We start from the raw sequence: 25,310 nt of genomic DNA, 5'->3' as shown, positions 1-25,310 counted from the left end.
GGTAGGCCTGCAGCACCACCGGCACATCGTTCAGCAATTTCTTGCCCAACGTTTTGCGCCCTATGCGCTGCTGTAGCAAGGCAAAAATCACCCGGCGTGCAGTAAAGGCCTTCGGATCGAGCTTTCAGTCGTAGCTGTTTAAAGCCTGAGCCGCCACAGCTGGCGGCTCGGACCGAAGGCTTACTTGCCAGGCACCAAGGTCAAGCGCTGGTTGCCATACGCCCGCCCGAAGTTCTGCTGCTGCAGCGGCAGGCTCATGAACCGGCCTTTGAACCAGGCATCCAGCCCATCGCTGTAGTGCACGCTTGCCGGGTTACCAGACTGGCCGCTGCTGGTCAGCACTTGCAACGGTTCTGCCTGGCCAAAGTCGACGATCATCCGCGCAGAGGCCGGCAGGCGGGTGTCGAAGTCGCTGCCCCAGGCGTACGGCGTCAGGGCCAGGGTGGTGAAGTCGCCACCTGCAGCCAGCGGTGAGCGGTTGATGGCGTCGCCCAGGCCATGGTAGGCCGGTGCTGGCCAGCGGTACTGGTGCAGCTTGCCCCACTGCCAGGCGCGGCGGTCGTCGCCCAGTTGTGCGGTACCGGCATCCATTGCGCCGGCCAGGCTGCGGGCGAGGATGGCTGGCTTGTCTTCTTTTTGCGGGGTGTTGCGGTCATCCCAGAACGGGCTGTCGTCGCGGCCCAGCAGGTGATCGGCCTGCGCCGAGAATGACAAGCGTGCATTGTTGACGAACGCCTGCCAGGCTGGCCCGGACTCTGGACCCAGGTCATCGAGGAAGGTCTGCCGCGCTACTTCCTGCAAGAACAGCGCGTACAGCGCGGCATCTGCCGACACCGGGCTCAGGCGGCCATCGAAGGCCTTGAGCCGGGCCAGCGTGTCGCGGGCCTTGTCGCGCTGTGCGGCAGGCAGGGCGTCGATCGCTTGCTTCAAGGGCTGGGCCATGCCGGGGGCGTCGAACATCTGCTTGAGCTTGTCGGCCAGCAGGGTCACCTGGTCGTTCTGCAGGGCCATCAGGCTGCGGCTGTCGTGGCGGCCATTGCCGGCCAGCTGGGCCAGGCGTTCGGCGCGTTCAGGGTAGTACCAGGTGCTGGACAGCTGCATACCGTAGCCGCGCGGCAGGCTGCGTTGGTTGGCATGGCCGATCCAGCCAGCGGTTGGGTCCTGGTCGTACGGGTGCAGCATCGGGTCGGCATAGCCGTCCCAGTCGTAGCGCCCGTCCCAGCCCGGTGAGGGCAGCAGGCCCTGGCCTTCGCGGCGGTTGGGGTAGCGGCCACTGACTTGCCAGCCAATGTGCTCGGGCTCAGCGAAGACGAAGTTGAGGGCAGCGGCGGTCACTTCGCGGGTACTGTCGAAGGCGCGTTCCACGTTCCTGGCCCGGGTCAGGTCGAACAGCGCATCCAGGCTGCGGTCGCCCTTGAACTGCGGCAGGTTCAGCGCCAGGCCCAGGCTGGCGTTGTCTGGCTGGGCCAGCAGGGTGCCGTGGCGGGTGTCATACATCACCTCGCGCAGCGGGCGCTGGCCACGGACGAAGAACGTTTCGCTACGGGCGCGGGCCGGCAGCCATTTGCCGTCGGCTAGGTAGCTCAGCTGGCTGCCTTGGCGACGCAGTTGTTCCAGGTAGAGGTCCTGGTTGTCGGCCATCACGGCGCTGCTGCTCCAGGCCAGTTTGCCGTTGTAACCGGCCAGCACGATCGGCAAGCCTGGTAACGACAGGCCGGCAACCTGGTACTTGCCGGTATGAATCTGTACCGGGCTCAGGGCCCAGGCCGCGCGGCTGTCGCTGGCCAGCAGGCTCTTGCCGCTGCGGCTGCGCTGGGGGGCCAGGGCCAGGTTGGCCGAGCCCGGGCTGCCGAGCAGGTCGAGGTCGGCCAGTTTCTGGCTGGCAGCCGCCAGCGCTGGCAGGCCAGGCAGCTGGCTGGCCAGGTTCAGGCCCTTGAGCTTGTCCACCTCGCTTTCGGCCAATGGCTCGTCCGGGGCGCCGGGCAGCAGCCAGGCCAGCTTGTCGCTGCCGGCTTTCTGCGCCAGGGTCAGGGCACTCAATTCTTCCTGCAGGTTCACCGATTGGCTGAACGCGTACAGGTTGAAGATCAGCGCCGAGTCTTCGGGCTTCCAGTATTCCGGGCGATAGCCACTGCTGGCCAGGCCGGCCGGCAGCTTGTCGCGATAGCGGAACAGGTAGGCGTTGACCCCGCGTGCGTACACTTCGAAAAAGCGCTTGAGCCGTGGCGAGGCGTCGGCGTACTGCTGGGCGGCGCTTTGCTTGAGGTTGGCCGCGCGCATCAGGCGGTCGATGTCCAGCGCTTCGCTGCCGGCCAGTTCGGCCAGGCGGCCTTGGGCCAAGAGGCGCATGGCGACCATCTGCTCGATACGGTCACCGGCATGCACATAGCCCAGGCTGAACAGCGCATCATGGAAGCTGCTGCTTTCGATCAGCGGGGCGCCCATGGCGTTGCGGCGTACCGAGACGTTCTGCGCCAGGCCCTTGAGCGGCTGCATGCCGCTGGTCGGTGGCACGCTGTCCTGGTAGCCGCCCGTCTGGCAGCCAGCCAGCCCGAGCATGCCGAGCAGCGTGGCAGCGGTTGCGAACCGCGGGCGGAAGGGAGGAAAGGCGGGGGCGGCCATGACAAGGGCTCCTGCAAGGCGTGGCGGGTTTCGAAAGGCGCTAAGGTAGTAAGCGCGCAGGCGCCATGCAAGGTCCCAGGTCGGTTTATTTGCCAGCGCCGCCTCAAACGTTGAAGTGGTCTGCCAACGTCTCGGAAAAGTGCGTGCAATTGATGCGCGCATAGCGCCGGTAGTCACGGGTGACGGCGAACGCCGAGCCGGGCATCAGCAGGATCTTGTTTTGTTCCAGTTTGCGCACCAGGGGTTGCAGGTCTGGTAGGTCCGGGTGGTAGACCCAGAGGAACATCCCCCCTTGCGGTGCGATTTCAAACTGCCAGCCTCGCTCGATCAGAAGGCGCTGGGTCTGGACCTGCTGCCTGATCAGGCGCTGCTGCACATCATTCATGTGCCGGGCATAGGTGCCATCCGACAATATGGTGTTGACGAAGCGTTCGCAAAACGCGGGGACGGCGACACAGGTCAGTAGTTTCAGGCGTGTCAGCGGTTCGATCAGGTCTTGTGAGCAGGCGATGAAACCCACGCGTAGCGATGCTGACAGGCATTTGGAGAAACTGCCGATGTAGATGACCCGGTCAAGGTTGTCCAGCTCGGCAAAGGTCTGGCGTACGGCCGGGCTGAAGTCGCCATACACATCGTCCTCGACCACGAAGAACTCGTGCTCTACCGCCAGGCGCAGGACGCTGAAGGCGTTGTGCGGGCTGATGTTGCTGCCGGTAGGGTTGTGGAAGGTGCTGTTGCAGAAAAATGCCTTGACCTTGTGCCTGGCCAGGTAGGTTTTCATCTCTTCCACGTCCGGCCCGTCCTGGGTCCGCCGTATGCCGACAACGTGCCCGCCCGCCAGCTGGATCAGCTTGATCAGGTTGCCGTTACCCGGCTCGTCGACGAAAACGTGGTCGCCTGGCTTGATCAGCAGCCGCGCAACCAGGTCCAGGCCTTGTGTGGCGCCCAGTGTGGTCAGCAACTGGTTGGGGCGGACATCGACACGGGTCAGCCGCTTCATGTGCACGCACAGCTGTTTGCGCATGGGCAGGTAGCCCTGGATATCGCCGTACTCGGCCAGCGAGCTTTGCTCCAGCCGCGCCGTGCGGCGAATGGCCTTGGCCAGCAGCTCGGTGTCACGCCAGGCGGGGGGGAGCCAGCCGCTGCCCAGCTTGGTGTAGTGCTGGCCGCCTTGCAGCAACTTGAAGAGCGGGTCGCCCGCCATGCACTCGGGTTCGTGGATCACACCGGTTTGCCGTGACCGGGTCGCGACGAAGTAGCCTCTGCCCGGCGAAGCCGTCAACACACCTTCGCTGACCAGTTGGGCGTAGGCCGAGACAACGTCGTGGTAACTGAAGTCGACCGCAGCTGTCAGTTTCCTGATGGAGGGCATGCGCTGCCCAGGCAGCCACTCCCCTGCATCCAGGCGTTGTCTCAACTGGTGATGAAGGCTGCTGGTGTTCATGGCAGGTCTCAAACCGTTAGAAAAAAAATCCTAACAGTTAACGGAAATGCTTGTCGACTGTTCGTTTGCAAATGGCCAGTACCTGCCACTATCCCCTTGTCGGAAGTGTTGGTTGCCCGCAAAGGCAGCACCTTAAGCGTCTGTTCAACCAGACAACTGGATATCGAGCCCATGCACTCTATGGATATGCAATCAGCCGTCATTGCCAGGCTACCTGTGCCTGATGAACTGGAAACATTCAAGGTTGTAAGGAACCTTGTTACATCGGCGCTATTGGAGTGTTGTTCAGTTGATGAATTCGAAGCGTTTAAAGAAACTGCGGTTATTCAATGCGTCACCGAACAAGCCCATGCCGACTTGCAGGCCTTTGCCCTGAAAGACCCGGCAGCTGGCCGCGACCTGGTATTCATTGCAAGAACGTACACCTCTTATTCTGCGGTTCTGCATTATCGGCTTGCCCATTGGATCTACAACAATACCGCTGCTGCCTACGGCGCCGGCGGCCAATGCCTGGCGGCCATGATCTCCAGGCGCGGAAAAATGCTCTCCGGGGCGGAGATCCACTTCCGCAGCCGTATTGGTGCACGTTTCATCATCGATCACGGTATGGGCACCGTCATAGGCGAAACCTCGACCATCGGTGACGATTGCTATGTGCTGGGCGGCGTGACCCTGGGCGCCCGCGGTATCAGTGGCAACCCTTCGAGCCCCAGGCATCCCACCTTGGGCAACCGGGTACAGATTGGCGCTTTCGCCAGTGTGCTGGGCGCTATCCATGTCGGCGACGGCGCATTCATCGGGCCAGGCTGCATTATTACCAACGACGTTCCTGCCTCCGCCCGGGTACAGGTAAAAACATCATTGCAGGTGGTACTTGAATCATGAACGCTCTGAACTATGAAGTTTTACGCAATACCGAAAAACTGTATTACAAAGACCAATACCTGGCGGGCGCGAATACTCAAGTAACGCGGGTGCACAGTGACGGTATAGAGTTGCAGAGTACCGTGGCCTATCCGGAAGGTGGCGGCCAGGAGGCAGACGTCGGCACGATTGAACTGCCCATCGGTACCGTACGATTTATTTGGGTTAAAAAACTCTATGGAAGCCCCATTCGCCTCGAAGGTTTCAAAGGCGGAAAACTGGGCGGCATCATTATTCACAGCCTGCACCCTGATGACTTGCACCTGCTGGATGACGTCACGCCAGGCATGCCGGCACGCATCACCATCGATATTGCACGGCGCGAACGGCTGACGCTGTCTCACAGTGCCAGTCACTTCCTGTATGCCGCTGCCATCGGGCTGCGTGAAGAGCTGCAGCAATGGACCATCGGCTGCCACATCAAAGAGGATTCGGCACGTTTCGACTTCCTGGTCGAGGACGCTTTCACGGCCGAAGAGGTGGTTGAAATAGAACGGCGGGCCAACGAATTGATCGGCTGCGATGCACCCATCGAGCACTATGCGGTTGAGGGCCTGGAAGACGCGCGCTTGTGGACCTACAACGGTATCGAGATTCCGTGCGGTGGCACACACCTCGATTCACCTGGGCGTATCGGGCGCCTGAGCGTCAGGCGCAAACGCCTGGGCAAAGGCAAGGAGCGGCTGATCTGCGCGTTCCCCGATGCCGAAATCGACCTGTCCACCTATCACGGGCACGCACTATGAACAGCACGTTACCGCGGCGCACCTACCTGTATTTCACCGCACAGTCGATCAACCTGACCACCGCGGTCATGTCAGTGACCATGGCCGCCATTGTCGGCGCGGCGTTGGCGCCTGATGCCGCGTGGTCCACGGTGCCGTACGGGTTTCAGTTTCTGAGCCTGATGCTGGCAACCTACCCGGTTTCCAGGCTGATGAGCCGCATCGGCCGCAAAAAGGCCTTCATGCTGGGCGCCATTCCCTTGGCCTTGTCTGGCATCAGCGGTTTTCTGGCGGTGGAGCACCAGCATTTTGCAACGCTGGTACTTAGCCATTCTGCATTGGGTGTGTATATCGCGTTCGCCAACTTCAACCGGTTCGCGGCCACCGACAATCTATCCCAAGCGTTGAAGCCCAAAGCCCTTTCGCTGGTCGTGGCAGGGGGCGTCATCGCGGCGGTGGTCGGGCCGACGCTCACCGAGTGGCTGCGGGACGTTGGCGGCTATCCACTGTTTTCGCTGTGTTATGCCGCGTTTGTCGGCCTGGCGCTGCTGTCACTGCTGATTGCCCTGTGCCTGCCAAACGATGGCGGCATGGCCAGTACGGTCAACAGCGCCGCCCGGTCGGCCAGCACACGCACCGAACCGTCAAGCCCGAGCGTGGTGGTGGCAATGGGCGTTGCTGCGCTGAGCTACGCGATCATGAACCTGCTGATGATCCAGGCCTCGATGCACATGAAACACATGCACGAGGACTTCTCTGACGTGCGCCTGGCGATCCAGTGGCATGTGATTGCCATGTTTGCCCCGTCGTTCTTCACCGGTGCAATCATCCAGCGGTTGGGTATCAGGACCACCATTTGCGCGGGCCTGGTCCTGTTGATCGGGTGCTCGGCCATGAATATCTGGTCGCACAGCTACGCGATGATGACCTTGGCACTGATTGCCCTCGGGCTGGGTTGGAACCTGACGTATGTAGGCGGCGGCGCCTTGCTGGCCCAGTCGCTGCAGAACAGCCCAGCAGCGATGCAGATGCAGGGCAAGAACGACCTGGCCATCGCCATCTTCGCCACCCTCGGTGCGTTCAGCCCTTCGCTGTTACTGAGCACGGTCGGCTGGGACGGCACCAATGCCATCTGCATGGCCCTTTGCATCGGGCTGCTGGTTGCCACTGCCGGCCTGCTGCAGAAAAAGGCCTGCCTGCATACTTCAATGGAAGGTAGCCGCAAATGAGCGAGCTCATCAGCGTCAGCGATCGCATTTACACCAAGCTGGAAATGAACAACCCGGGTGGCAGCCACAAATACCGGGCGGCCCGGCGCATCGTCGAGCATGCCGTGCGTAATGGCGACATCATTCCCGGGGTGACAACTGTCATCGAGAAAACCGGTGGCAGTTTCGGTTTCGGCTTGCTGGCGGCGTGTCACAAGTACCAGGTCGCCGTGGAGCTGGCGGTCGGGTTGAGTTTCAGCCAGACCAAGCGGGATTTGCTCGAGTGTTTCGGTGCCCGGCTGATTGGCAAGGAAATGCTGATGGCCGGCGCCACACCCAAGGATGTGGTGATGCATCACCTGGATAACCAGGCCGCGCTGGGCAAGTCATACTTCTATACCGATCAGTTCAACAACCCGGTGGGCATCGAAGCCCATCGTTACCAGACCGCCAGCGAGCTGGCCGTACAACTGACCAACGCCGGAGTAGGGCGGGAAGTCCTGTTTGTTGGCTGTGCGGGTACGGGGGCAAGTTTCACGGGTATTACGCTGGGGCTGAAAGATCACGGTTTCGAGGTGTCGACGGTGTTGGTCGACCCCTGTGGGTGTGACTCAAGGGCGGGTGTGTTTGCGGATCATCGCTTCGAAGGCATGGCGGTGGGGGTTTGCCCGCCCTTCATGGACTGGTCGCTGGTGGACGAGCGGGCCCAGGTGCAACACGCAGAGATGCTGGCTGCACAGCGCTGGTTCTACATGCAAAGTGGCATTTTCGTGGGTAATACCGCCGCTGCCTGCCTGGCCGTTGCTCAGCGCATGGCCCAGCATCCGCGGTATGCCGGGACCACTGTGGTTACCATCGCCTATGACGCCGGCCTTTGGTACCAGGACCTGCTGGGGGCGACCCGGCGTAAGGCCGCCTAGGCCAAGGCCCTCAGCAGGGGGGCAACGTCAGATCAGGCGCCGTGGCACTTTTTGAACTTCTTCTCGCTACCGCACGGGCACGGGTCGTTACGGCCAACGTCTTTCAGGGCGTTGCGTACCGGCTCCTGGTGGCCGTGGTTGCAGTGCGGACCGTGTACATGGCCATGGTCATGGTCATGGTGGTGATCATGGTCGTGGTTGCAGTCAGGGCCATGAACGTGGGGTTGTTGGGACATTGCAGGGTTACTCCGGGATGAGATCGCCGGGGATTATCTCACCACTGCGCGATAAGTGCAGGTCTCGATGGATAAGCAGCCCGGTCGCCAGCTCGCCCTGCAGGGTGTAATGCAGCGGTTGCTTGCTTCTTAGCAGCTTGGCCAGTGGCTTCAGGTGTTGCCACAGATTGGTTCGCGCGGTGATCTTGAAGGTGCGCCGGGCATGTCCGCCCACGCTGCGCCATACGCTGGTTTCATCCTGCACCAGCAGCAGGTCGTTCAGGCGTACGGCATACGACAGGTTGCGGATGAACAGGCGGCTGTCATTGGGATTGTCGACGCGCAGGTGCAGGACGAACTCCTGCTCCAGCAACCTGGCCTTGACCGTTTCGACCTCGACCAGGTGCACCTCGGGTTCGCGCCAGTCGTCACCGCCCCAGCTGGCACAGCCCGTCAGCCATGCCATCAGCGCACCGAGCAGCAGCAGACGGGCGCGGGCATTCATGTTCAGTTCCCCACATAACTGGCACAGCATTTCTTGAACTTCTGCCCGCTGGCGCAGGGGCAGGGGTCATTGCGCCCGGCCTTCAGCCCGACCGTAGGGTCGATGAAGTACCAACGCCCGGCATGCTGGACGAACGCCGAGCGTTCACGGTGCTGGTGGTCGCCGTCATGGTCATGCCAGCGTGCGGTAAAGGTGACAAAGCCGTGTTCCGGTTGTCCGCCCAGCACTTCCGCGCTTTCTACCTCCAGGCCCAGCCAGGTGCTCTGGGCGCTCCACGCGGCCATGGCGGCACGGTCCAGGTCAGTTTGCTGGGCCGGCAGGGTGGTAGCCACCAGGTAGTCGACCAGGCCCAGCACATAGGCACTGTAGCGTGAGCGCATCAGCGCCTGGGCATCGGGCGCCGGGGTACCGGCATGGTAATGCCCGCAGCAGGCGTCAAGCAGGTTGCCACTGCCACAAGGGCAGACCGAGACACTCATCATCACCACCAGTACTTGCCGAAGTTTTCAGGGTTGGCCCAGAACCTGGCGTTGAGCCAGTCCGGGACCTGCTTGTAGTCATGTAGATCATAGGTGAACAGGCTCAATACCTGCTGGTCACGGCAGAATTTCTCGCTGGCCGACAGGGCCAGGGCAAAAAAGTCGGTGTCCTGCCAGCCGCAGGCAGCCAGGTCGGCCAGCACGGCAACCCGGCTGGCATTGAGGTTGCGAATGCCGCCGAGCAGTTCCAGGCCGGTGCGTTTTGGCAGGTGCTCCAGGCAGTCCACCAGTACCGCCAGGTCAAAGCGCTGGGCTGCCAGCTCCGCCGGCAGCGGGCCTGGGGCAGCCGTGGCGATGGTCACCTGTGGGTGCGCTTCGGCGAAAGCGTCCAGCGCCGGGAAGCGTGTGCCCACCAGCAGCAGGCGTTTCGGGGTAAATCGCTCCAGCAGGGCTGCCAAAGCCTGCTGCGGCGTGCGTTGGGAGAAACCTTCGGTCATTGCCATTCCTCGTTCAAGTCGTCCAAGACTAGCGGGCCGAGGCCTGCGGGCAAAGAGGCATGTGACCGCGTCGTGGCTTATTGCTGGCAGGGTTGGAATGCGCGGTCTTTACTCCCAGAGATCGGCCTTATGCCGATTCCCCCTAGGAGAAGCAATGAAATGAGCATTGTACGCACAGCGATACCCCTGGTACTGCTCACCAGTGTGTTGACTGGTTGTGCAGGTTTGCAAAAAACCGACTGGCCGAAATGTGCCGCCGTCGGGGGTGTAGGCGGCGCCGCGTTGGGCGCTATTGAAAGCTCCAGCTGGGCTGGTTGGGGCGCGTTGCTGGGCGGTGGCCTGGCGGCGGGCTACTGCTGGGCCCATGGCGATGGCGACGAGGATGGCGACGGCGTGCCGGACAGCCGTGACAAGTGCCCTGGCACCCCGCGTGGTGTGCAGGTCGATGCCAACGGATGCCCGCCTGAGCCGGCAGCGGTGGTCGAGGAAGTGGTGGTGCAGAAAGAAGAAGTCATCGTCATCCGCGATGTGCACTTCGAGTTTGATTCTGCGAAGCTGACCGCCCGCGACAAAGAGCGCCTCAATACCATTGCCACTCGCCTGAAACAGGAAGCGCCATCCGCCCGCCTGAGCGTCAGCGGCCATACCGACAGCGTCGGTTCCGACAGCTACAACCAGAAACTGTCCGAACGTCGTGCCCACTCGGTGACCGATTACCTGGTCGAGAGCGGTGTACCGCGCAGCAGCTTTGTTTCGGTGGTCGGTGCTGGTGAAACCCAACCGGTGGCTGACAATGCCACGGCCGAAGGGCGTGCCATGAACCGTCGTACCGAGATCAAGATCCAGCGGTAACACGGCGTGCGCCCGTGCCTTGAGCAGTGGCGCGGGCGCGTCTTCATGCCGGTCAGCCGTTTGTGGCCAATGACACAGGAGCATTCAGCATGAGTGTGACGTCGAAGGCGGCATTGCCGCTGTTGGTGGCTGCCAGCCTGCTCACGGGCTGCGCTACCCACAGTGATGGCAGCGCGCCCCTCAACCAAAGGACCTGGCCCATCTGCAGCCTGCTGGGCGGCCTGGTTGGCGGCGGCCTGGGCGCTATCGAAAGTTCTGCCTGGGCGGCAGGCGGCGGCGCCCTGGGCGCCATCACCGGGGGGCTGATCTGCTACGCCCAGGATGGTGACGAAGATGGCGACGGTATTTTCGACCGCCGCGATCGTTGCCCCGACACCCCCGCCAACACCGCAGTCGACCACATGGGTTGCCCGTTGAAAGTGTACCCGGCAGCGCCGCCTGCCACTGCACCTGAACCTTCGCCTGAGGTGATCATCCTCGATGACAACGGCGCGGTGATGTTTGCCTTCGATTCCGCCGACCTGACTCCGGCGGCCCAACAGCGGCTGCAAGGCCTGGTGGCGAAACTCAATTCGCCGACGGTAGCCAAGGTCAGCGTGATCGGGCACACCGACAGCGTGGGGTCCGACACCTACAACCAGGCACTTTCCGAGCGCCGTGCCAGCAGCGTTGCCGAGTACCTTATCAGCCAGGGCCTGGAGCCGGGCAAGGTCACCAGCCAGGGGCGTGGGGAGAGCGAGCCGGTCACCGACAACGAAAGCGAGGAGGGCCGCGCGCGCAACCGACGGGTGGAGCTGCACCTCAACTGAGCGATGCTGGCGCCTGCCTTGGCATTGCAGTTAATGTGGGTCGCACGGCCCGCTCGATCGGGCCGTCTCGACATAACAACAAACGATAGGGGCGGGGTATGAAGTTCATCCTGGGCCTGGGCAAGGTCCTGACGGTCGCTTTCTGGGGGGTGGTGTTGTTCAATCAGTTGATGCCACAACCTTTGCCCTTCAATCTGCTGATCAAGGCCACTGGCATCTTCCTGTTCGGCTTGCACCTGCTCGAAGTGCTGTTCTTCAATGGCAGCCTGCGTGGGCGCAGCCACCGCTGGTTCGACCGTTTGCAGATCCTGTTGACGGGTATCTTTCATGTCATGTCCATTCCCCGTGCGCAGGAGGCGCCGCGAAATGCGTAATCTGATGTTGCTGGCCATGTTGGCCACTCCTCTGGCTCAGGCCGAAAGCCTGGAAGTCGCCGAAAATTCCATGCTGCGCCTGCCCGACAAGTCGGCCAGCGTGCACCTCACGCACTTGCGTGTCGCTGATTCGGCAACCCTGCTGCTGCCTGCCTCGCTTGCGCAATTGAAGGTCGACCAGCTTGAGCTGGGGCGTGATGCGCGTATCGCCATTGCACCCTCCGATAGCCCGTTGCTGATCGAGGCGCGCAGCGCCAGGTTGGGCGAAGGCAGTGAATTCAGTGCTCCAGGGGCCGCCGGTAGCTACCAGCGGGCAGCCCGCTCGGGCCGCAGCCTGGACCTGAAACTGGCTGAGCTGGATGCCGAGCGGGTGGCGATCGATGCCCGTGGCGGCGCCGGTGCGCCGGGGTATGTGGGGCTTGATGGTGCCAATGGCCGGGCAGGTGGTTGCGCATGGGGCCAAGCCAGTCGCGGTGCCAATGGTGATAATGGCGGCAACGGGCACGACGGTGCCTCGGGTGGGCGCATTCGTCTGAGCCTGCCGCAAGGGTTCCCGCAGGAGCACATTGTGGTGCGCCTGGATGGCGGCGCACCGGGCAAGGCCGGGGCGGCAGGCAAGGCGGGTAAAGGCGGGGCGAGTAAAGGTTGCCTTGTGTACAGCACCGACGCCGGGGCCAATGGCCGGCCGGGGCAGCCGGGCCAGCCAGGGTTGGCGGGGGCAGCGGGTGAGTTGATCTTGCAGCGCCTCTGAACCACGCCGCGCCCCCCTGTAGGAGCGGCCTTGTGTCGCGATGGGCTGCGCAGCAGCCCCAGCAATTTGTGTGGAAACGCTGAAACCTGGGGCTGCTGCGCAGCCCATCGCGACACAAGGCCGCTCCTACAGGGACCGCGTAGAGCCTGTCAGAGCATCAGCCGCGAACTGGCCACTGCAACCACAGCCAGCCCCAGCAGCAGGTTGATCCCCACCATCCGCCGAATCCGCCCCAGCACAGCCGCCCCCGTCGGCCAGTCCTCCGCTTGCACCGCTGCCTTTAGCTCGGGCAACAGCAACGCCTGAATGCGCATGAACAAGGCAAACATGGCGATCCCGCCGCCGATCATCACCTGCACATACTTCGGCGCAGTCTCGAAACCGCTGAAACGCATGTGCAACATGCCGATACCACTTATCGCCAAGATCGCCACCGCCAGCCAGACCCAGCCGAAGAAGCGTCGGAAAACTTCCACCCACAGGCGCAACCGCGCAGGCCCTTCAAGGGCTGTAACCGTTGCCGGGCGCAGCACCAGCCAGGCGAAGAACATGCCGCCGACCCATACCAGGGCAGCCAGAACATGCAGTGTGTAGGGCAGGGCAAAGGCGAGCATCCGGATCTCCGTGCGGCATAAAGGGCAATAGCGGGGTATGATAGCCGCCCCATACGAAACACTGAAAATATATCCAGCCCTCCGGGCACTTGCAGACCATGATCAGCACCGAACTCAAAGCCACCATCCAGGGCGCGTACTCGCGTTTTCTCGAAGCCAAGAGCCTCAAGCCTCGCTATGGCCAGCGCCTGATGATCGCCGAGGTGGCCAAGGTGCTTGGCGACATCGCCTGCGACGATGAAGGACGCCGTGCCGGCGAGCCTGCCGTGGTGGCAGTTGAGGCAGGCACCGGTACCGGCAAGACGGTGGCCTACAGCCTGGCGGCCATTCCAGCGGCCAAAGCCGCCGGCAAGCGCCTGGTCATCGCCACCGCGACCGTGGCCCTGCAGGAGCAGATCGTCTTCAAGGACTTGCCCGACCTGATGCGCAACAGCGGGCTCAACTTCAGCTTCGCCTTGGCCAAGGGCCGTGGCCGCTACCTGTGCCTGTCCAAGCTCGACATCCTGTTGCAGGAGGGCCACGCCCAGTCGGCCACTGCCCAGTTGTTCGAGGAAGAAGGCTTCCACATCGAAGTCGACGAGCGCACCCAGAAGCTGTTCAACAGCATGATCGAGAAGCTTGCCGGCAATCGCTGGGACGGTGACCGTGACAGCTGGCCCGAGGCGCTGGAAGACCAGGACTGGGCACGCCTGACCACCGACCACAGCCAGTGCACCGGCCGCCACTGCCCGAACTTCCAGCAGTGCGTGTTCTACAAGGCGCGTGAAGGCATGGGCAAGGTCGACGTGATCGTCACCAACCACGACATGGTGCTGGCCGACCTGGCGCTGGGTGGCGGCGCAGTGTTGCCCGACCCGCGCGACACGATGTATGTGTTCGACGAAGGCCACCACCTGCCAGACAAGGCCATTGGCCATTTCGCCCACTATTCGCGCCTGCGCTCCACGTCCGACTGGCTGGAACAAACGGCCAAGAACCTGACCAAACTGCTGGCCCAGCACCCGCTGCCCGGCGACTTGGGCAAGTACATCGAGCAGGTCCCCGAGCTGGCGCGGGAAGTGCGCACCCAGCAGCAGTTCATGTTCACCCTGTGCGAGCAGGTTGCGGACTTCCGTCCCAGCGAGGACACCGAAGGCCGCGAACGCCCGCGTTACCGCTTCGAGGGCGGCGTGGTGCCGGAACAGATCCGCGAGGTGGGCATCGAGCTGAAAAAGGGCTTTGCCCGCCTCAACGACCTGTTCACCCGCCTGGCCGACCTGCTGAAGGAAGGCATGGACGGCGAGGTCAACATTGGCATCGCCAGCCACCAGGCCGAGGAGTGGTACCCGTTGTTCGGCAGCCTGGTCACCCGCGCCCAGGGTAACTGGGAGCTGTGGACGGCCTTTACCGCCGAAGACCCGGAAGACAGCCCGCCCATGGCTCGCTGGCTGACGTTGGCCGAGAGCGGTGCGATGTTCGACATCGAAGTCAACGCCAGCCCCATCCTTGCCGCAGAAATGCTGCGTCGCAGCCTGTGGAGCGTGGCCCACGGCGCGCTGGTGACCTCGGCGACATTGACCGCGCTGGGCAAGTTCGACCGCTTCCGCATGCGCTCGGGTTTGCCGCGTGATGCGGTCACCTGTGTGGTGCCCAGCCCGTTCGTGCATGGCGATGCCGGCTTGCTGCGCGTCCCCGACCTGCAGGCCGACCCCCGCGATGCAGCGGCGCACACGGCGGCGATCATCCGTGAGCTGCCGAACATCGTCGAAGATGCTCGTGGCGCGCTGGTGCTGTTCTCGTCACGCAAGCAGATGCAGGATGTGTTCGACGGCCTGGACCGTGACTGGCGCAAGCTGGTGCTGATCCAGGGCAACCTGTCCAAGCAGGAAACCCTGAACAAGCACAAGGCACGGGTCGATGATGGCCAGCACAGTGTGTTGTTCGGCCTGGCCAGCTTTGCCGAAGGTGTCGATCTGCCGGGGGCGTACTGCGAGCATGTGGTCATCGCCAAAATTCCTTTCTCCGTGCCCGACGACCCGGTGGAAGCCGCTTTGTCGGAGTGGATCGAGGCTCGCGGCGGCAACCCGTTCATGGAAATTGCCGTGCCTGACGCCTCGCTGAAACTGATCCAGGCCTGTGGCCGTCTGCTGCGTACCGAGCAGGATCGTGGCGTCATCACCTTGCTTGACCGGCGCTTGGTCACCCAACGCTACGGCAAGGCTATTCTCAATGCGCTGCCGCCGTTCCGGCGGGAGATTTCCTGACTGCCGGAGCACTTGCTCCGGTGCGTTGTCCATTACTCAGTCTTGGGCCCATCTGGGCTCTGAAGGAGAGCCCCAGCCTTATGGTCCGCCATACCCTGCCTGCCATTTTCGCCCTGTTGTTCAGCTCGCCCTTGCTGGCTGGGCAGCAGACGCTGTTCAGCTTCGTGCGCCCGGCCTCGGTGGTCAATGTGGCGACCGAGGATGCCGGCATGCCGCAGTACAACGCGGAGCAGACGGCCGAGGGCGAGGTGTTGAGGCGTGTGGTGTTCAACCCGGCTGAGCGGCCTACCTTGCGCCTGAGCCCGCAAGGGGGGGCGTGGGACTGGTCTGCCGGGCAGTTCCTCACCTTGCGCCTGCAAAGTGCCATGGACTGGGCGCTGACGGTGGATGTGACGGTGCAAGGCAGCGATGGCCGCACCTTGACCAGCCGCATTGACCTGCCGGCCGGCCCTGCGCAAACCGTGATGGTGCCACTGACGGCCAGTTCGCCGTTGAGCCAGGGCATGCGCGCCGGCCCTCCCATGCCCTGGAACCATGGCGGCCAGCGCCTGCTACTGACCAGCAGCGCTGGCGCGGTTGACCTCAAACAGGTGGCCTCGGTCAGCCTGAGCATCCCCAACCCCAAGGTGGCGCAGAACCTGCTGATCGAGCGGGTGGGCATCCAGGATGACGACCAGGCCTATAAGGCTGCCTACCACGAACTGATCGATGCCTATGGCCAGTCCACCCGCGCCAACTGGCCCGAGAAGGTTGCCAATGACGAGCAACTCAAGGCAGCCGATGCGCGCGAGCAGCAACAGCTCAAGGGCTGGCTGGCGGAGCGTGGCAAGCAGCAACTGGACGGCTACGGCGGGCTTGTCGCCGGGCCGGCGTTCGAGGCCAAAGGGTTCTTCCGCACCGAAAAGCGTGATGGCCGCTGGTACCTCGTAACGCCCGAGGGGCACCCGTTCTATTCACTGGGGGTAAATGCGATAGCGGCAGACGGCGGGCGTACTTATGTCGCCGGCCGTGAAGGCATGTTCAAGGCATTGCCGGGTGAGGGCGATGCACTGGCCGCGTTCTATGGCGAAGGCAACAACGACGATGGCAATGCCTCATCGCAAGGGCGCAACTTCAAGCAAGGGCGCTGGTTCGATTTCTATGCTGCCAACCTGCAGCGCACCTACGGTAAACCCTGCCCGCCGGTGGTGGAAGGGCAGCCAGCTGACTGCCCTGCGCTGGTAGTGGATAATGCCCGCTGGCAGGCGCATGCGCTCGACCGTTTGCAAGCTTGGGGCTTCAATACGGTCGGCAACTGGAGCGAGCCTGCCCTGGGCCAGGCCAGACGTATGCCCTACACCTTGCCGCTGTCGATCGTGGGTGACTACGCCAGCATCAGTACCGGCATGGACTGGTGGGGCAGTATGCCCGACCCGTTCGACCCACGTTTTGCCATGGCTACAGAACGCGCCGTGGCCATTGCCGCCCGCGATCACCGCGACGACCCTTGGCTGATTGGCTACTTTGCTGACAACGAGTTGGCCTGGGCTGCCCCCGGTAACGACCCCAAGGCCCGTTATGGCTTGGCCTATGGGACCTTGCGCCTGACCACCGACGTGCCGGCCAAGCGCGCCTTCCTCAAGCAGTTGCGCGACAAGTACCGTAACCAGGAGGGGTTGTCCAAGGCCTGGGGCATCGAACTGACCGCTTGGGAGCTGATGGAAGACCCGGGCTTCGAGGCACCGCTGCCCAACCCGGAGCACCCGGAAATCGAGCGCGACTACCAGCACTTCCAGCAGGTGTTTGCCGATACTTATTTCAAGACCATTGCCGACTCGTTGAAGTGGCATGCCCCCAATCACCTGCTGCTGGGTGGCCGCTATGCGGTCAGCACGCCGGAGGCGGTCAAGGCCTGTGCCGAATTCTGCGATGTACTCAGCTTCAACTTCTATACCCTCAAGCCGCAGGACGGCTACGACTTCGCCCGCCTGGCCGAGCTGGACAAACCGGTGCTGGTGTCCGAGTTCCAGTTCGGTTCGCGCGATCGTGGGCCGTTCTGGCCAGGGCCGCTGGAGGTGGCACGGGAAGAGGATCGAGGCCCGGCCTATGGCAACTTCCTCAAGGCGGCCCTGGCGCAGCCGATGATTGTGGGCGCTCACTGGTTCCAGTACCTCGATCAGCCGGCTAGCGGTCGCCTGCTCGATGGTGAGAACGGGCACCTGGGGCTGGTGGCGATCACTGATATGCCGTACCCGGGGTTTGTCGACGCTGTGCGCAAGAGCAACCTGCAGGCCGTGAGCCAATTGCGCGCCCAGCTTGAAAAGCCGGCGCCCTGAGTACGGGCTACCGTTCGTCGCGACCATTTGGCCCAAGCCAGTTTGCAAAACACCCAACTACTGAAACAATGCACACCTTTTTTGAACATGGTCGTACGGGGTACAGCGGGTGCAGATCCAGGGTCACTATGAGCTGAAGTTCGAAGCCGTGCGCGAGGCCTTTGCCGCGCTGTTCGATGATCCCCAGGAGCGTGGCGCTGCGCTGTGCATCCAGGTCGGTGGCGAAACCGTCGTCGATCTGTGGGCCGGCAGTGCTGACAAGGATGGCCAGCAGGCCTGGCACAGCGACACCATCGCCAACCTGTTTTCCTGTACCAAGACGTTCACCGCCGTTACCGCCCTGCAACTGGTAGGCGAGGGCAAGCTGGCCCTCGATGCACCAGTGGCCAAGTACTGGCCCGAGTTTGCCCAGGCGGGTAAACAGTCGATCACCTTGCGCCAACTGCTTAGCCACCGTGCCGGCCTGCCTGCCATCCGTGAACTGCTGCCAGCCGAAGCCCTGTATGACTGGCAGGCCATGGTCGATGCCTTGGCGGCCGAAACGCCGTGGTGGACGCCCGGAAGCGAACACGGTTATGCCGCCATTACCTACGGTTGGCTGATCGGTGAACTGATTCGCCGCGCCGATGGCCGTGGCCCCGGCGACTCGATCGTGGCCCGCACCGCCCGCCCGCTTGGGCTGGACTTCCATGTTGGCCTGGCAGATGAAGAATTCCACCGCGTGGCGCATATTGCCCGTGGCAAGGGCAACGCTGGGGATGCCGCAGCGCAGCGTTTGCTGCAGGTAACCATGCGTGAGCCCGAGGCGCTGTCGACCCGCGCCTTCACCAACCCGCCAGCGATCCTGACCAGCACCAACAAGCCGGAATGGCGGCGTATGCAGCAGCCGGCGGCCAATGGCCATGGCAATGCGCGCAGCCTGGCGGGCTTCTATGCCGGGTTGCTGGACGGCAGCCTGCTCGAATCCGAATTGCTTGATGAACTGACCCGCGAGCACAGCCTTGGCCAGGACCGCACCTTGCTCACCCAGACCCGGTTCGGCCTGGGCTGCATGCTCGATCAACCTGATGTGGCCAATGCCACCTTCGGCCTCGGCGCCCGTGCCTTTGGTCACCCCGGTGCCGGTGGTTCGGTCGGTTTCGCCGACCCGGAGCACGATGTGGCCTTTGGTTTTGTGGTCAACACCCTTGGCCCTTATGTGCTGATGGACCCGCGCGCCCAGAAACTGGTACGTGTTCTTGCCAGTTGCCTTTGATCGGGTAACGCGGGTATTGCCCCACCCCTTTGACTATCCTCAATGCCAACGCCTGAAGTGCGTTGGCAAATTTTCTTTCTATTTCATGGTGTATCGCTGATGTCTTCACATAAAACCTTAGCACTCGCCCTGTGCCTGACCGCCGTTACCGGCTGCGCCAGTCACTCCCCGGACGGCTCCAAGGAAGGTGGCTCCAGCTGGTGGCCTTTCGGTTCGGACAAGGTCGCCGAGCAGGAAGTGAAGGCAGCCGTCACTGAAAACGTGGCCAAGGCCGACGCCAAGTCCGAAAGCGCCAGCCGCTGGTGGTGGCCGTTCGGCGGTGACGACAAGCAAGCCAAGGGGCCCGTGGTGCCGAAAATCGACCAGAAGGCCACCCAGGCCTGGCTGGACGAGTACGAGCCCAAGCTGCGCGAAGCCATCAAGGACAGCAAGCTGGAGTTGGAGCGCCGCGACAATGTGCTGGCGGTAACCCTGCCGGTAGACAGCTCGTACAACCCTGACCGCCCGAATATGCTGCTGCCAATGACCCTCGGCCCGATCACTCGGGTAGCCAAGACCGTCGAAGGTGACCCCAAGACTGCCGTGCTGGTGCTCGGCCACGCCGACAGCAGCGGTGTTGCTGCCGCCAACCAGAAGCTCAGCCTGGAACGCGCCGCTTCGGTATCGGCCATCTTCCGCCTCAGCGGCCTGCAGCGTGATCGCCTGACCCTCAAGGGCATGGGTTCGGTCATGCCGCGTGCCGCCAACGACAGCGCTGAAGGCCGTGCCTTGAACCGCCGTGTTGAAATGTTGCTGACCCCGCAGAACACCATGGTTGCATTGCTGGCCAAGTACCAGCAGGCCGCCCCGGCACCTGCGCCGGCGTCGATGGTTGCGGTGCAGGATGCCAAGGCACCCGCCGCCAAGCCTGCCGAAAAGCCAGCAGCGAAGAAACCTGTGGTGAAGAAGCCGGTAGCCAAGGCCAAGGCCCCTGCCAAGGCCACGGCCAAGAAAAAAGCCGCGCCAGTAAAGCCTGCCGCCAAGAAAGCTACTGCTGACAAGAAAGTAGCTGCCAACAGCCCTGCGAAGACCAACTGATCGTCAAGGAACGCAGTAATGACCCAATCCCTGGCCGATATGCGCCGCGACTATACCCGTGATGGCCTGGCCGAAGCCCAGGCGCCGGGGGAGCCGTTCGCCCTGTTTCACCAGTGGTTTGCCGATGCGGTGAAAACCGAGCAGGTACCGGTGGAAGCCAACGCCATGACCCTGGCCACTGTAGACGGCGAAGGCCGTCCGCATTGCCGTGTACTGCTGCTGAAGGGGCTCGACGAGCGTGGCTTCACCTTCTTCACCAACTACGACAGTGCCAAGGGCCAGCAACTGCAAGCCAACCCCTATGCGGCCATGACCTTCTTCTGGCCGGCGCTGGAGCGCCAGGTGCGCATTGAAGGGCGGGTGGAAAAGGTCACGGCCAAGGAGTCGGATGACTACTACCAGGTGCGCCCGCTGGGCAGCCGCCTTGGGGCCTGGGCCTCTCCACAGAGCCGGGTGATTGCTGGGCGTGAAGAGCTGGAAGGCCTGGTGAAGGCCACCGAAGCGCGATTCTCCGACACTCAGCCGCATTGCCCGGAGCATTGGGGCGGGTACCGCTTGCTGCCCGAACGCATCGAGTTCTGGCAGGGGCGGTCGAGCCGCCTGCATGATCGGTTGAACTATCGGCTGGTTGATGGGCAATGGCAGCGCGAGCGGCTGGCACCCTGAAAAATTGGGGCCGCAAAGCGGCCCCAACACTCGACCAGGCTACCCCACATACCCCGCAGCCTCTCGCTCCAACCACCCCGCCAACTGCTTGCGTCCCACCTTCTCCACCCGCGCTTGCTCCAGCCGCTGTAGCATATACGCGCGCTTCCCCGCGTCAGCCCCCGCCAATGACAGCGCCAGGTCACGGTCCATCCAGCGCCGCATGCGCACAAACAACCACCAATGGAAATACAGCCCCGCAACGGTGGTGACCACGACGATGAAGTAATCCATGGCTATCCTTGGTCTCACTTGAAAGGCCTTCGACACAGCCCGGCAGGCTGTACCCCGGCTGAATGAAAACAATTTTATTACGTTTGTACCGTGACAGCCGTCAACGTGCAGCGTCTAATGAGCACCTGACTTATGGAGACTTTACCCATGCGTAAATCCGCTTTGCTGGTGGCGACCTTTACCACCATGTCGCTGCTGCTGGGGGGCTGTGCCTCGAGCCTGACCGGTGACAGCTACTCCCGTGACGAGGCCCGCCGCGTGCAAACCGTGCGCATGGGCACCATCGAATCCCTGCGTCCGGTCAAGATCGAGGGTACCAAGACCCCGATCGGCGGCGGCGCTGGCGCCATCGTCGGTGGCGTGGCCGGTAGTGCCGTAGGCGGTGGCCGTGGCAGCATCGTGGCAGCGGTTATCGGTGCTGTTGCCGGTGGCCTGGCCGGGTCCGCTGCCGAGGAAGGCCTGACTCGCACCCAGGGTGTCGAGATCACCGTGCGTGAGGACGATGGCAGCATGCGCGCCTACGTTCAGGCGGTGCAGGAGAACGAAATCTTCCGCGTGGGCGACCGCGTGCGCATCATGACGGTTGACGGTACCAGCCGCGTTTCGCACTGACCGTAGCACAGTAAAACAAAACCCCGACATGGCACCTGCCAGTCGGGGTTTTTTCATGCACAGACGAAGTCAGCCTGCGCTGGCTTTTCGGCTGGCCATGGCAGTGACGGCATAGCCGATCACTGCGGCAAAGAACGAGCCGGTAAGAATGCCCATGCGGTCCATGCCGGCGTACTCACTGCTACCCGGGACAAAGGCGAGCGAGCCTACGAACAGGCTCATGGTAAAGCCGATACCGCAGAGTATCGCCACCCCCAGCAATTGCCCCCAGCCAGCACCTGCGGGTAACGCGGCGAGGCGCAGCTTGACCGCCAGCCATGTCAGGCCAAATACACCTACGGTCTTGCCCAGCAGCAGGCCTACCGCGATACCCATCGGCACAGGGTGGGTGAAGCTTTCTACCGTCATGCCTGCCAGTGAAACACCCGCATTGGCGAAGGCGAACAGCGGCAGGATGGCGTAGGCGACCCAAGGGTGCAGAGCATGTTCAAGGGACAGCAGCGGCGAGGTTTCGGCGTTGCGTGTGCGCAGCGGGATGCACAAGGCCAAGGCGACACCCGCCAGCGTGGCATGCACGCCACTCTTGAGCACACAGACCCACAGGATCAGGCCAACGACCATGTACGGCCCAAGCTTGACCACGCCAAGCCGGTTCATCGCTACCAGTACCACCAGGCAGGCCGCAGCCAGCATCAGCGATACGCTCGACAGGGTGCCGGAGTAGAACAGGGCGATGACAATGATCGCACCCAGGTCGTCGATGATCGCCAGGGTCATCAGGAACAACTTCAGCGACACCGGCACGCGTTTGCCCAACAGGGCCAGTACACCAAGGGCGAAGGCGATATCGGTGGCGGTGGGGATCGCCCAGCCTGCCACGGCCGCCGGGTTGTCACGGTTGATGAACCAGTAGAGCAGCGCCGGAATCACCATGCCGCCCACGGCAGCTGTGGCCGGCAGGATGACCTGGGAGGGCTTGGAGAGGTGGCCGTCGACCACTTCGCGCTTGACCTCCAGGCCGATGAGCAGGAAGAACAAAGCCATCAGGCCATCGTTGATCCATAGCAGCAACGGCTTGGCGATGTTCAGCGCGCCGACCTGGACGGCGACGGGAACGTCGAGCAGGCCGCTGTACAGGTAGGAAAGCGGTGAGTTGTTGATGACCAGTGCCAGTACGGCGGCGGCGATCAGCAGCAGGCCGCTGGCGGCTTCAAGCTGGAAAAAACGGGTGAACAGGCTACGCACGGGCTATAGGCTCTCCATGAGCAGTTTACGAATGGAACGGGCGTACACCCTAGCCTGTGACGATATGCTTTAAAACAAAAACTATATTCGTTTTTGTTATATGGTGTTGCCGACAGGCTTGGGGGAAGCCTAGATGGAAATGAGGAAGGAAGGGGGAGGGGAAGCCTGACGTTGGGGGTGGATTATTCTGATGCCTGCCAGCGGCCTTTCGCGGGTTTACGCGTGAAAGGCCGCTGGCAGGCGATCAAGCATCAGAGGCCGAGCATATCCCGCGCCACCGCTTCAGCAATGCGGATGCCATCCACACCCGCCGACAGAATACCGCCCGCATACCCGGCCCCTTCACCCGCCGGGAACAGCCCCTTCATGTTCAGGCTCTGGTAATCCTCACCCCGGGTAATCCGCAGTGGCGACGAAGTGCGCGTCTCGATCCCGGTCAACACGGCATCGTGCAGGTTGTAGCCCTTGATCTGCCGGTCGAACGCCGGCAGCGCTTCACGGATTGCCTCAATGGCAAAATCTGGCAGGCTCGGCGCGAGATCGCCCAAGGTCACGCCCGGCTTGTAGGACGGCTCTACACTGCCCAGCGCAGTGGATGCCCGCCCTGCAACGAAGTCGCCCACCAACTGTGCCGGAGCCTGGTAGTTGCTGCCCCCCATCACATAAGCATGGGCCTCCAGGCGTTCTTGCAGCTCGATACCGGCCAGCGGGCCGCCCGGGTAGTCGCGCTCGGGGTCGATGCCGACGACGATGCCGGAGTTGGCGTTGCGCTCGTTACGCGAGTACTGGCTCATGCCGTTGGTCACCACCCGGCCCGGCTCGCTGGTAGCCGCGACCACGGTGCCGCCCGGGCACATGCAGAAGCTGTACACCGAACGGCCGTTCTTGGCGTGGTACACCAGCTTGTAGTCGGCAGCGCCGAGTTTCGGGTGGCCGGCGTACTTGCCCAGGCGCGCCTTGTCGATCAGCGTTTGCGGGTGCTCGATACGGAAACCGACCGAGAACGGCTTGGCTTCCATGTACACGCCTTTGGCATGCAGCATGCGGAAGGTGTCGCGGGCACTGTGGCCCAGGGCCAGGACCACATGGCGCGAATGCAGCTGCTCGCCGCTCTCCAGCACCACGCCGGTCAGTTGGCCGTCTTCGACCAGCAGGTCGGTAACCTTCTGCTGGAAGCGCACCTCTGCACCGAGGGCGATCATGTCCTGACGCATCTGTTCGACCATGCCGGTGAGGCGGAAGGTGCCGATGTGCGGTTTGTTGATGTACAGGATCTCGTCCGGCGCCCCAGCCTTGACGAACTCTTCCAGTACTTTGCGGCCGTGGTGCTGCGGGTCCTTGATCTGGCTGTACAGCTTGCCGTCCGAGAAAGTGCCGGCGCCGCCTTCGCCGAACTGCACGTTGGACTCTGGGTTGAGTACGCTCTTGCGCCAAAGGCCCCAGGTGTCCTTGGTGCGCTGGCGCACCTCCTTGCCGCGTTCGAGGATGATCGGCTTGAAACCCATCTGTGCCAGCAGCAGGCCGGCGAAGATGCCGCACGGGCCGAAACCGACCACGATCGGGCGTTCCTGAATATCGGCTGGGGCGTGACCAACGTACTTGTAAGCCACGTCCGGTGCTACGCCGATGTTGTGATCGTCGGCGAATTTGGCAAGCAGCTCGGCTTCGTTGCTGGCTTCCAGGTCGATGGTGTAGATGAACAGCAGTTCGCTGTTCTTCTTGCGCGCATCGTAGCTGCGCTTGAACAGGTTGAAGCTGAGCAGTTGCTCGTCGCTGATGCCCAGGCGCTGGACGATGGCTTCACGCAGCGCTTCGTCGGGGTGGTCCAGGGGCAGCTTGAGTTCGGTGATTCGTAGCATGGCAGGGTCCAGTATCCCGGCCATGGGCGGCCGGCGGCTTTACACAAACCGCCAAGTATAAGCTGTTAGCCGCCCCGACTGGCAGGATAAAAGCGCCCGGCGATCAGTTGTCGCGCGCACCACCGTAGTAACCGCAGCCCTGCAGGGTTTTACCTTCGATGTGCAGCTCGGCACGCAGGTGGTGGATGGCGCCAGTGGCACTGTCCACGCAGCGCTGCGGTGCGACCCACAGCTCCACATGCTGGCCGTTGGCTTCGCTGGTGAGGGTCAGGCCGCCGCCGGGTACTTCTTCTTCGAGGAAGGGCAGGGGCAGGGGTTCCTGGCCGACGCGGTTGAGCACCATGCCCTTGCCGCTGGCCTTGATGTCCCACTCCGGCTCGTGGCCATTGGCGCGCAGGGTCAGTTGCTTGAAGTTGGGGTCTTCACACGCGCGAGTCGAAGGTTCCAGCCGGTACAGGCGGCGCACTTCCAGCTGACCGTCGTTGTTGGCCTGCTTGCTGCCGGTGAGGCGCCCACGAACGTCGGCGAACAGCTTGTCGTTGGCATCTTTGGCGAGGTTGGCGGCCTCCTGCAGGATGCCGGTGGTGCCGACGTCGTTGATCACGAACGTGCGGTTTTCGCTGCACGGCTTGAACAGCAGCTGGCCACCGGCGGCACGCAGCTCGCCCTGCATGCGCGTGGTGCCGATGTTCGGGTCGCTTGGTGTTTCAGCCATGAGCTGGCAGCCGGCGAACAGGGGCAGCAGGGCGGTAAGCAGCAGGGTGCGGGTGAGGCGCATGAGGCGGGCTCCGTGGAATCTTTGGCAAAGAGCCGGCCACGTTACGCA

Annotated in this window: 25 protein-coding genes; 14 read left to right on the top strand and 11 right to left on the bottom strand. The window is 63.0% G+C overall.

Translation table 11 applies throughout. The features are described from left to right. Nucleotides 1–180: 180 nt before the first annotated feature. On the bottom strand, nt 181–2,622 hold the full coding sequence (locus tag QQL85_RS14840) for a penicillin acylase family protein (RefSeq protein WP_284354278.1): 2,442 nt from the start codon (nt 2,620–2,622) through the stop codon (nt 181–183). A 103-nt stretch (nt 2,623–2,725) separates the two neighbouring features. Then, nucleotides 2,726–4,066 carry a PLP-dependent aminotransferase family protein gene (locus tag QQL85_RS14835; RefSeq protein WP_105945858.1) on the bottom strand — a complete coding sequence of 447 codons (1,341 nt, stop codon included), beginning with the start codon at nt 4,064–4,066 and terminating at the stop codon, nt 2,726–2,728. A gap of 171 nt (nt 4,067–4,237) precedes the next feature. On the opposite strand from QQL85_RS14835, the gene QQL85_RS14830 reads away from it, so the two are divergent. Genes QQL85_RS14830 through QQL85_RS14815 form a run of 4 tightly spaced genes read left to right on the top strand, consistent with a single transcriptional unit; the run spans nt 4,238 to nt 7,843 of the window. After that, nucleotides 4,238–4,951 (top strand): serine O-acetyltransferase, encoded by a 714-nt coding sequence (locus tag QQL85_RS14830; RefSeq protein WP_284354513.1) that lies wholly within the window; start codon nt 4,238–4,240, stop codon nt 4,949–4,951. Further along, nucleotides 4,948–5,736 carry an alanyl-tRNA editing protein gene (locus tag QQL85_RS14825; protein WP_284354277.1) on the top strand — a complete coding sequence of 263 codons (789 nt, stop codon included), beginning with the start codon at nt 4,948–4,950 and terminating at the stop codon, nt 5,734–5,736. Before QQL85_RS14830 ends, QQL85_RS14825 begins: the two co-directional genes overlap by 4 nt. Beyond that, nucleotides 5,733–6,944 (top strand): MFS transporter, encoded by a 1,212-nt coding sequence (locus QQL85_RS14820; protein ID WP_284354276.1) that lies wholly within the window; start codon nt 5,733–5,735, stop codon nt 6,942–6,944. The genes QQL85_RS14825 and QQL85_RS14820 overlap by 4 nt, the downstream gene beginning before the upstream one ends. Further along, on the top strand, nt 6,941–7,843 hold the full coding sequence (locus tag QQL85_RS14815) for a pyridoxal-phosphate dependent enzyme (protein ID WP_284354275.1): 903 nt from the start codon (nt 6,941–6,943) through the stop codon (nt 7,841–7,843). The genes QQL85_RS14820 and QQL85_RS14815 overlap by 4 nt, the downstream gene beginning before the upstream one ends. Nucleotides 7,844–7,875: 32 nt before the next feature. On the opposite strand, the gene QQL85_RS14810 is transcribed toward QQL85_RS14815, so the two are convergent. Genes QQL85_RS14810 through QQL85_RS14795 form a run of 4 tightly spaced genes read right to left on the bottom strand, consistent with a single transcriptional unit; the run spans nt 7,876 to nt 9,539 of the window. After that, complete coding sequence (locus tag QQL85_RS14810; RefSeq protein ID WP_110679145.1) at nt 7,876–8,079, bottom strand: SEC-C metal-binding domain-containing protein; 204 nt, start codon at nt 8,077–8,079, stop codon at nt 7,876–7,878. A 7-nt stretch (nt 8,080–8,086) separates the two neighbouring features. Then, entirely contained in the window at nt 8,087–8,563 is a 477-nt protein-coding gene (locus QQL85_RS14805; RefSeq protein WP_284354274.1) for an LEA type 2 family protein, read from the bottom strand. A 2-nt stretch (nt 8,564–8,565) separates the two neighbouring features. Beyond that, nucleotides 8,566–9,042: a YchJ family protein gene (locus QQL85_RS14800; RefSeq protein ID WP_284354273.1), complete on the bottom strand. Its 477-nt coding sequence runs from the start codon at nt 9,040–9,042 to the stop codon at nt 8,566–8,568. Between the two features lie 2 nt (nt 9,043–9,044). Then, entirely contained in the window at nt 9,045–9,539 is a 495-nt protein-coding gene (locus QQL85_RS14795) for a DUF6231 family protein (protein WP_284354272.1), read from the bottom strand. Nucleotides 9,540–9,698: 159 nt separating this feature from the next. Here QQL85_RS14795 and QQL85_RS14790 point away from each other — a divergent pair, with 159 nt between their 5' ends. The 4 genes from QQL85_RS14790 to QQL85_RS14775 all read left to right on the top strand — a co-directional run bounded on the left by QQL85_RS14790 (nt 9,699) and on the right by QQL85_RS14775 (nt 12,325). After that, a complete protein-coding gene (locus QQL85_RS14790; RefSeq protein ID WP_016713781.1) occupies nt 9,699–10,391 on the top strand; it encodes an OmpA family protein in 693 nt (230 codons plus the stop codon). Between the two features lie 89 nt (nt 10,392–10,480). Continuing rightward, a complete protein-coding gene (locus QQL85_RS14785; RefSeq protein ID WP_284354271.1) occupies nt 10,481–11,200 on the top strand; it encodes an OmpA family protein in 720 nt (239 codons plus the stop codon). Between the two features lie 98 nt (nt 11,201–11,298). Beyond that, a complete protein-coding gene (locus tag QQL85_RS14780; RefSeq protein WP_284354270.1) occupies nt 11,299–11,574 on the top strand; it encodes a DUF1145 domain-containing protein in 276 nt (91 codons plus the stop codon). After that, on the top strand, nt 11,567–12,325 hold the full coding sequence (locus tag QQL85_RS14775; protein WP_284354269.1) for a collagen-like protein: 759 nt from the start codon (nt 11,567–11,569) through the stop codon (nt 12,323–12,325). The genes QQL85_RS14780 and QQL85_RS14775 overlap by 8 nt, the downstream gene beginning before the upstream one ends. Before the next feature lie 149 nt (nt 12,326–12,474). Here the strand turns inward: QQL85_RS14775 and QQL85_RS14770 are convergent, their stop codons facing one another. Beyond that, nucleotides 12,475–12,939, bottom strand: a complete 465-nt coding sequence (locus QQL85_RS14770; RefSeq protein WP_284354268.1) for a CopD family protein — start codon at nt 12,937–12,939, stop codon at nt 12,475–12,477. A 98-nt stretch (nt 12,940–13,037) separates the two neighbouring features. Between QQL85_RS14770 and dinG the strand changes: the two genes are divergently transcribed. From dinG to pdxH, 5 genes are all read left to right on the top strand, one after another. Next, on the top strand, nt 13,038–15,182 hold the full coding sequence (gene dinG / locus QQL85_RS14765) for an ATP-dependent DNA helicase DinG (RefSeq protein WP_284354267.1): 2,145 nt from the start codon (nt 13,038–13,040) through the stop codon (nt 15,180–15,182). A gap of 80 nt (nt 15,183–15,262) precedes the next feature. Continuing rightward, on the top strand, nt 15,263–17,497 hold the full coding sequence (locus QQL85_RS14760; protein ID WP_284354266.1) for a beta-galactosidase: 2,235 nt from the start codon (nt 15,263–15,265) through the stop codon (nt 17,495–17,497). A 109-nt stretch (nt 17,498–17,606) separates the two neighbouring features. Beyond that, nucleotides 17,607–18,752, top strand: coding sequence for a serine hydrolase domain-containing protein (locus tag QQL85_RS14755; protein ID WP_284354265.1), 1,146 nt, complete (start codon nt 17,607–17,609; stop codon nt 18,750–18,752). A 99-nt stretch (nt 18,753–18,851) separates the two neighbouring features. Then, complete coding sequence (locus QQL85_RS14750) at nt 18,852–19,829, top strand: OmpA family protein (RefSeq protein WP_284354264.1); 978 nt, start codon at nt 18,852–18,854, stop codon at nt 19,827–19,829. 18 nt (nt 19,830–19,847) lie between these two features. Continuing rightward, complete coding sequence (gene pdxH / locus QQL85_RS14745) at nt 19,848–20,495, top strand: pyridoxamine 5'-phosphate oxidase (RefSeq protein WP_284354263.1); 648 nt, start codon at nt 19,848–19,850, stop codon at nt 20,493–20,495. Between the two features lie 39 nt (nt 20,496–20,534). On the opposite strand, the gene QQL85_RS14740 is transcribed toward pdxH, so the two are convergent. Next, complete coding sequence (locus QQL85_RS14740; protein WP_284354262.1) at nt 20,535–20,768, bottom strand: hypothetical protein; 234 nt, start codon at nt 20,766–20,768, stop codon at nt 20,535–20,537. A gap of 147 nt (nt 20,769–20,915) precedes the next feature. On the opposite strand from QQL85_RS14740, the gene QQL85_RS14735 reads away from it, so the two are divergent. Then, the gene (locus tag QQL85_RS14735) at nt 20,916–21,380 is read left to right on the top strand and encodes a glycine zipper 2TM domain-containing protein (protein WP_009684613.1); all 465 of its coding nucleotides are present in this window, start codon (nt 20,916–20,918) and stop codon (nt 21,378–21,380) included. Nucleotides 21,381–21,449: 69 nt separating this feature from the next. Here the strand turns inward: QQL85_RS14735 and nhaA are convergent, their stop codons facing one another. The 3 genes from nhaA to QQL85_RS14720 form a co-directional block, all read right to left on the bottom strand. Then, a complete protein-coding gene (gene nhaA / locus QQL85_RS14730; RefSeq protein WP_284354261.1) occupies nt 21,450–22,625 on the bottom strand; it encodes a Na+/H+ antiporter NhaA in 1,176 nt (391 codons plus the stop codon). A 251-nt stretch (nt 22,626–22,876) separates the two neighbouring features. Continuing rightward, nucleotides 22,877–24,484: an NAD(P)/FAD-dependent oxidoreductase gene (locus QQL85_RS14725; RefSeq protein ID WP_284354260.1), complete on the bottom strand. Its 1,608-nt coding sequence runs from the start codon at nt 24,482–24,484 to the stop codon at nt 22,877–22,879. A gap of 103 nt (nt 24,485–24,587) precedes the next feature. Next, nucleotides 24,588–25,262, bottom strand: coding sequence for a COG3650 family protein (locus QQL85_RS14720; RefSeq protein ID WP_284354259.1), 675 nt, complete (start codon nt 25,260–25,262; stop codon nt 24,588–24,590). Nucleotides 25,263–25,310 lie beyond the last annotated feature (48 nt).

The sequence above is a fragment of the Pseudomonas putida genome, assembly GCF_030159595.1.
Classification (GTDB): Bacteria; Pseudomonadota; Gammaproteobacteria; order Pseudomonadales; family Pseudomonadaceae; genus Aquipseudomonas; species Aquipseudomonas putida_AC.
Note: the sequence above shows the minus strand (reverse complement) of the source record. Positions and strands in the feature narration are given on the sequence as shown.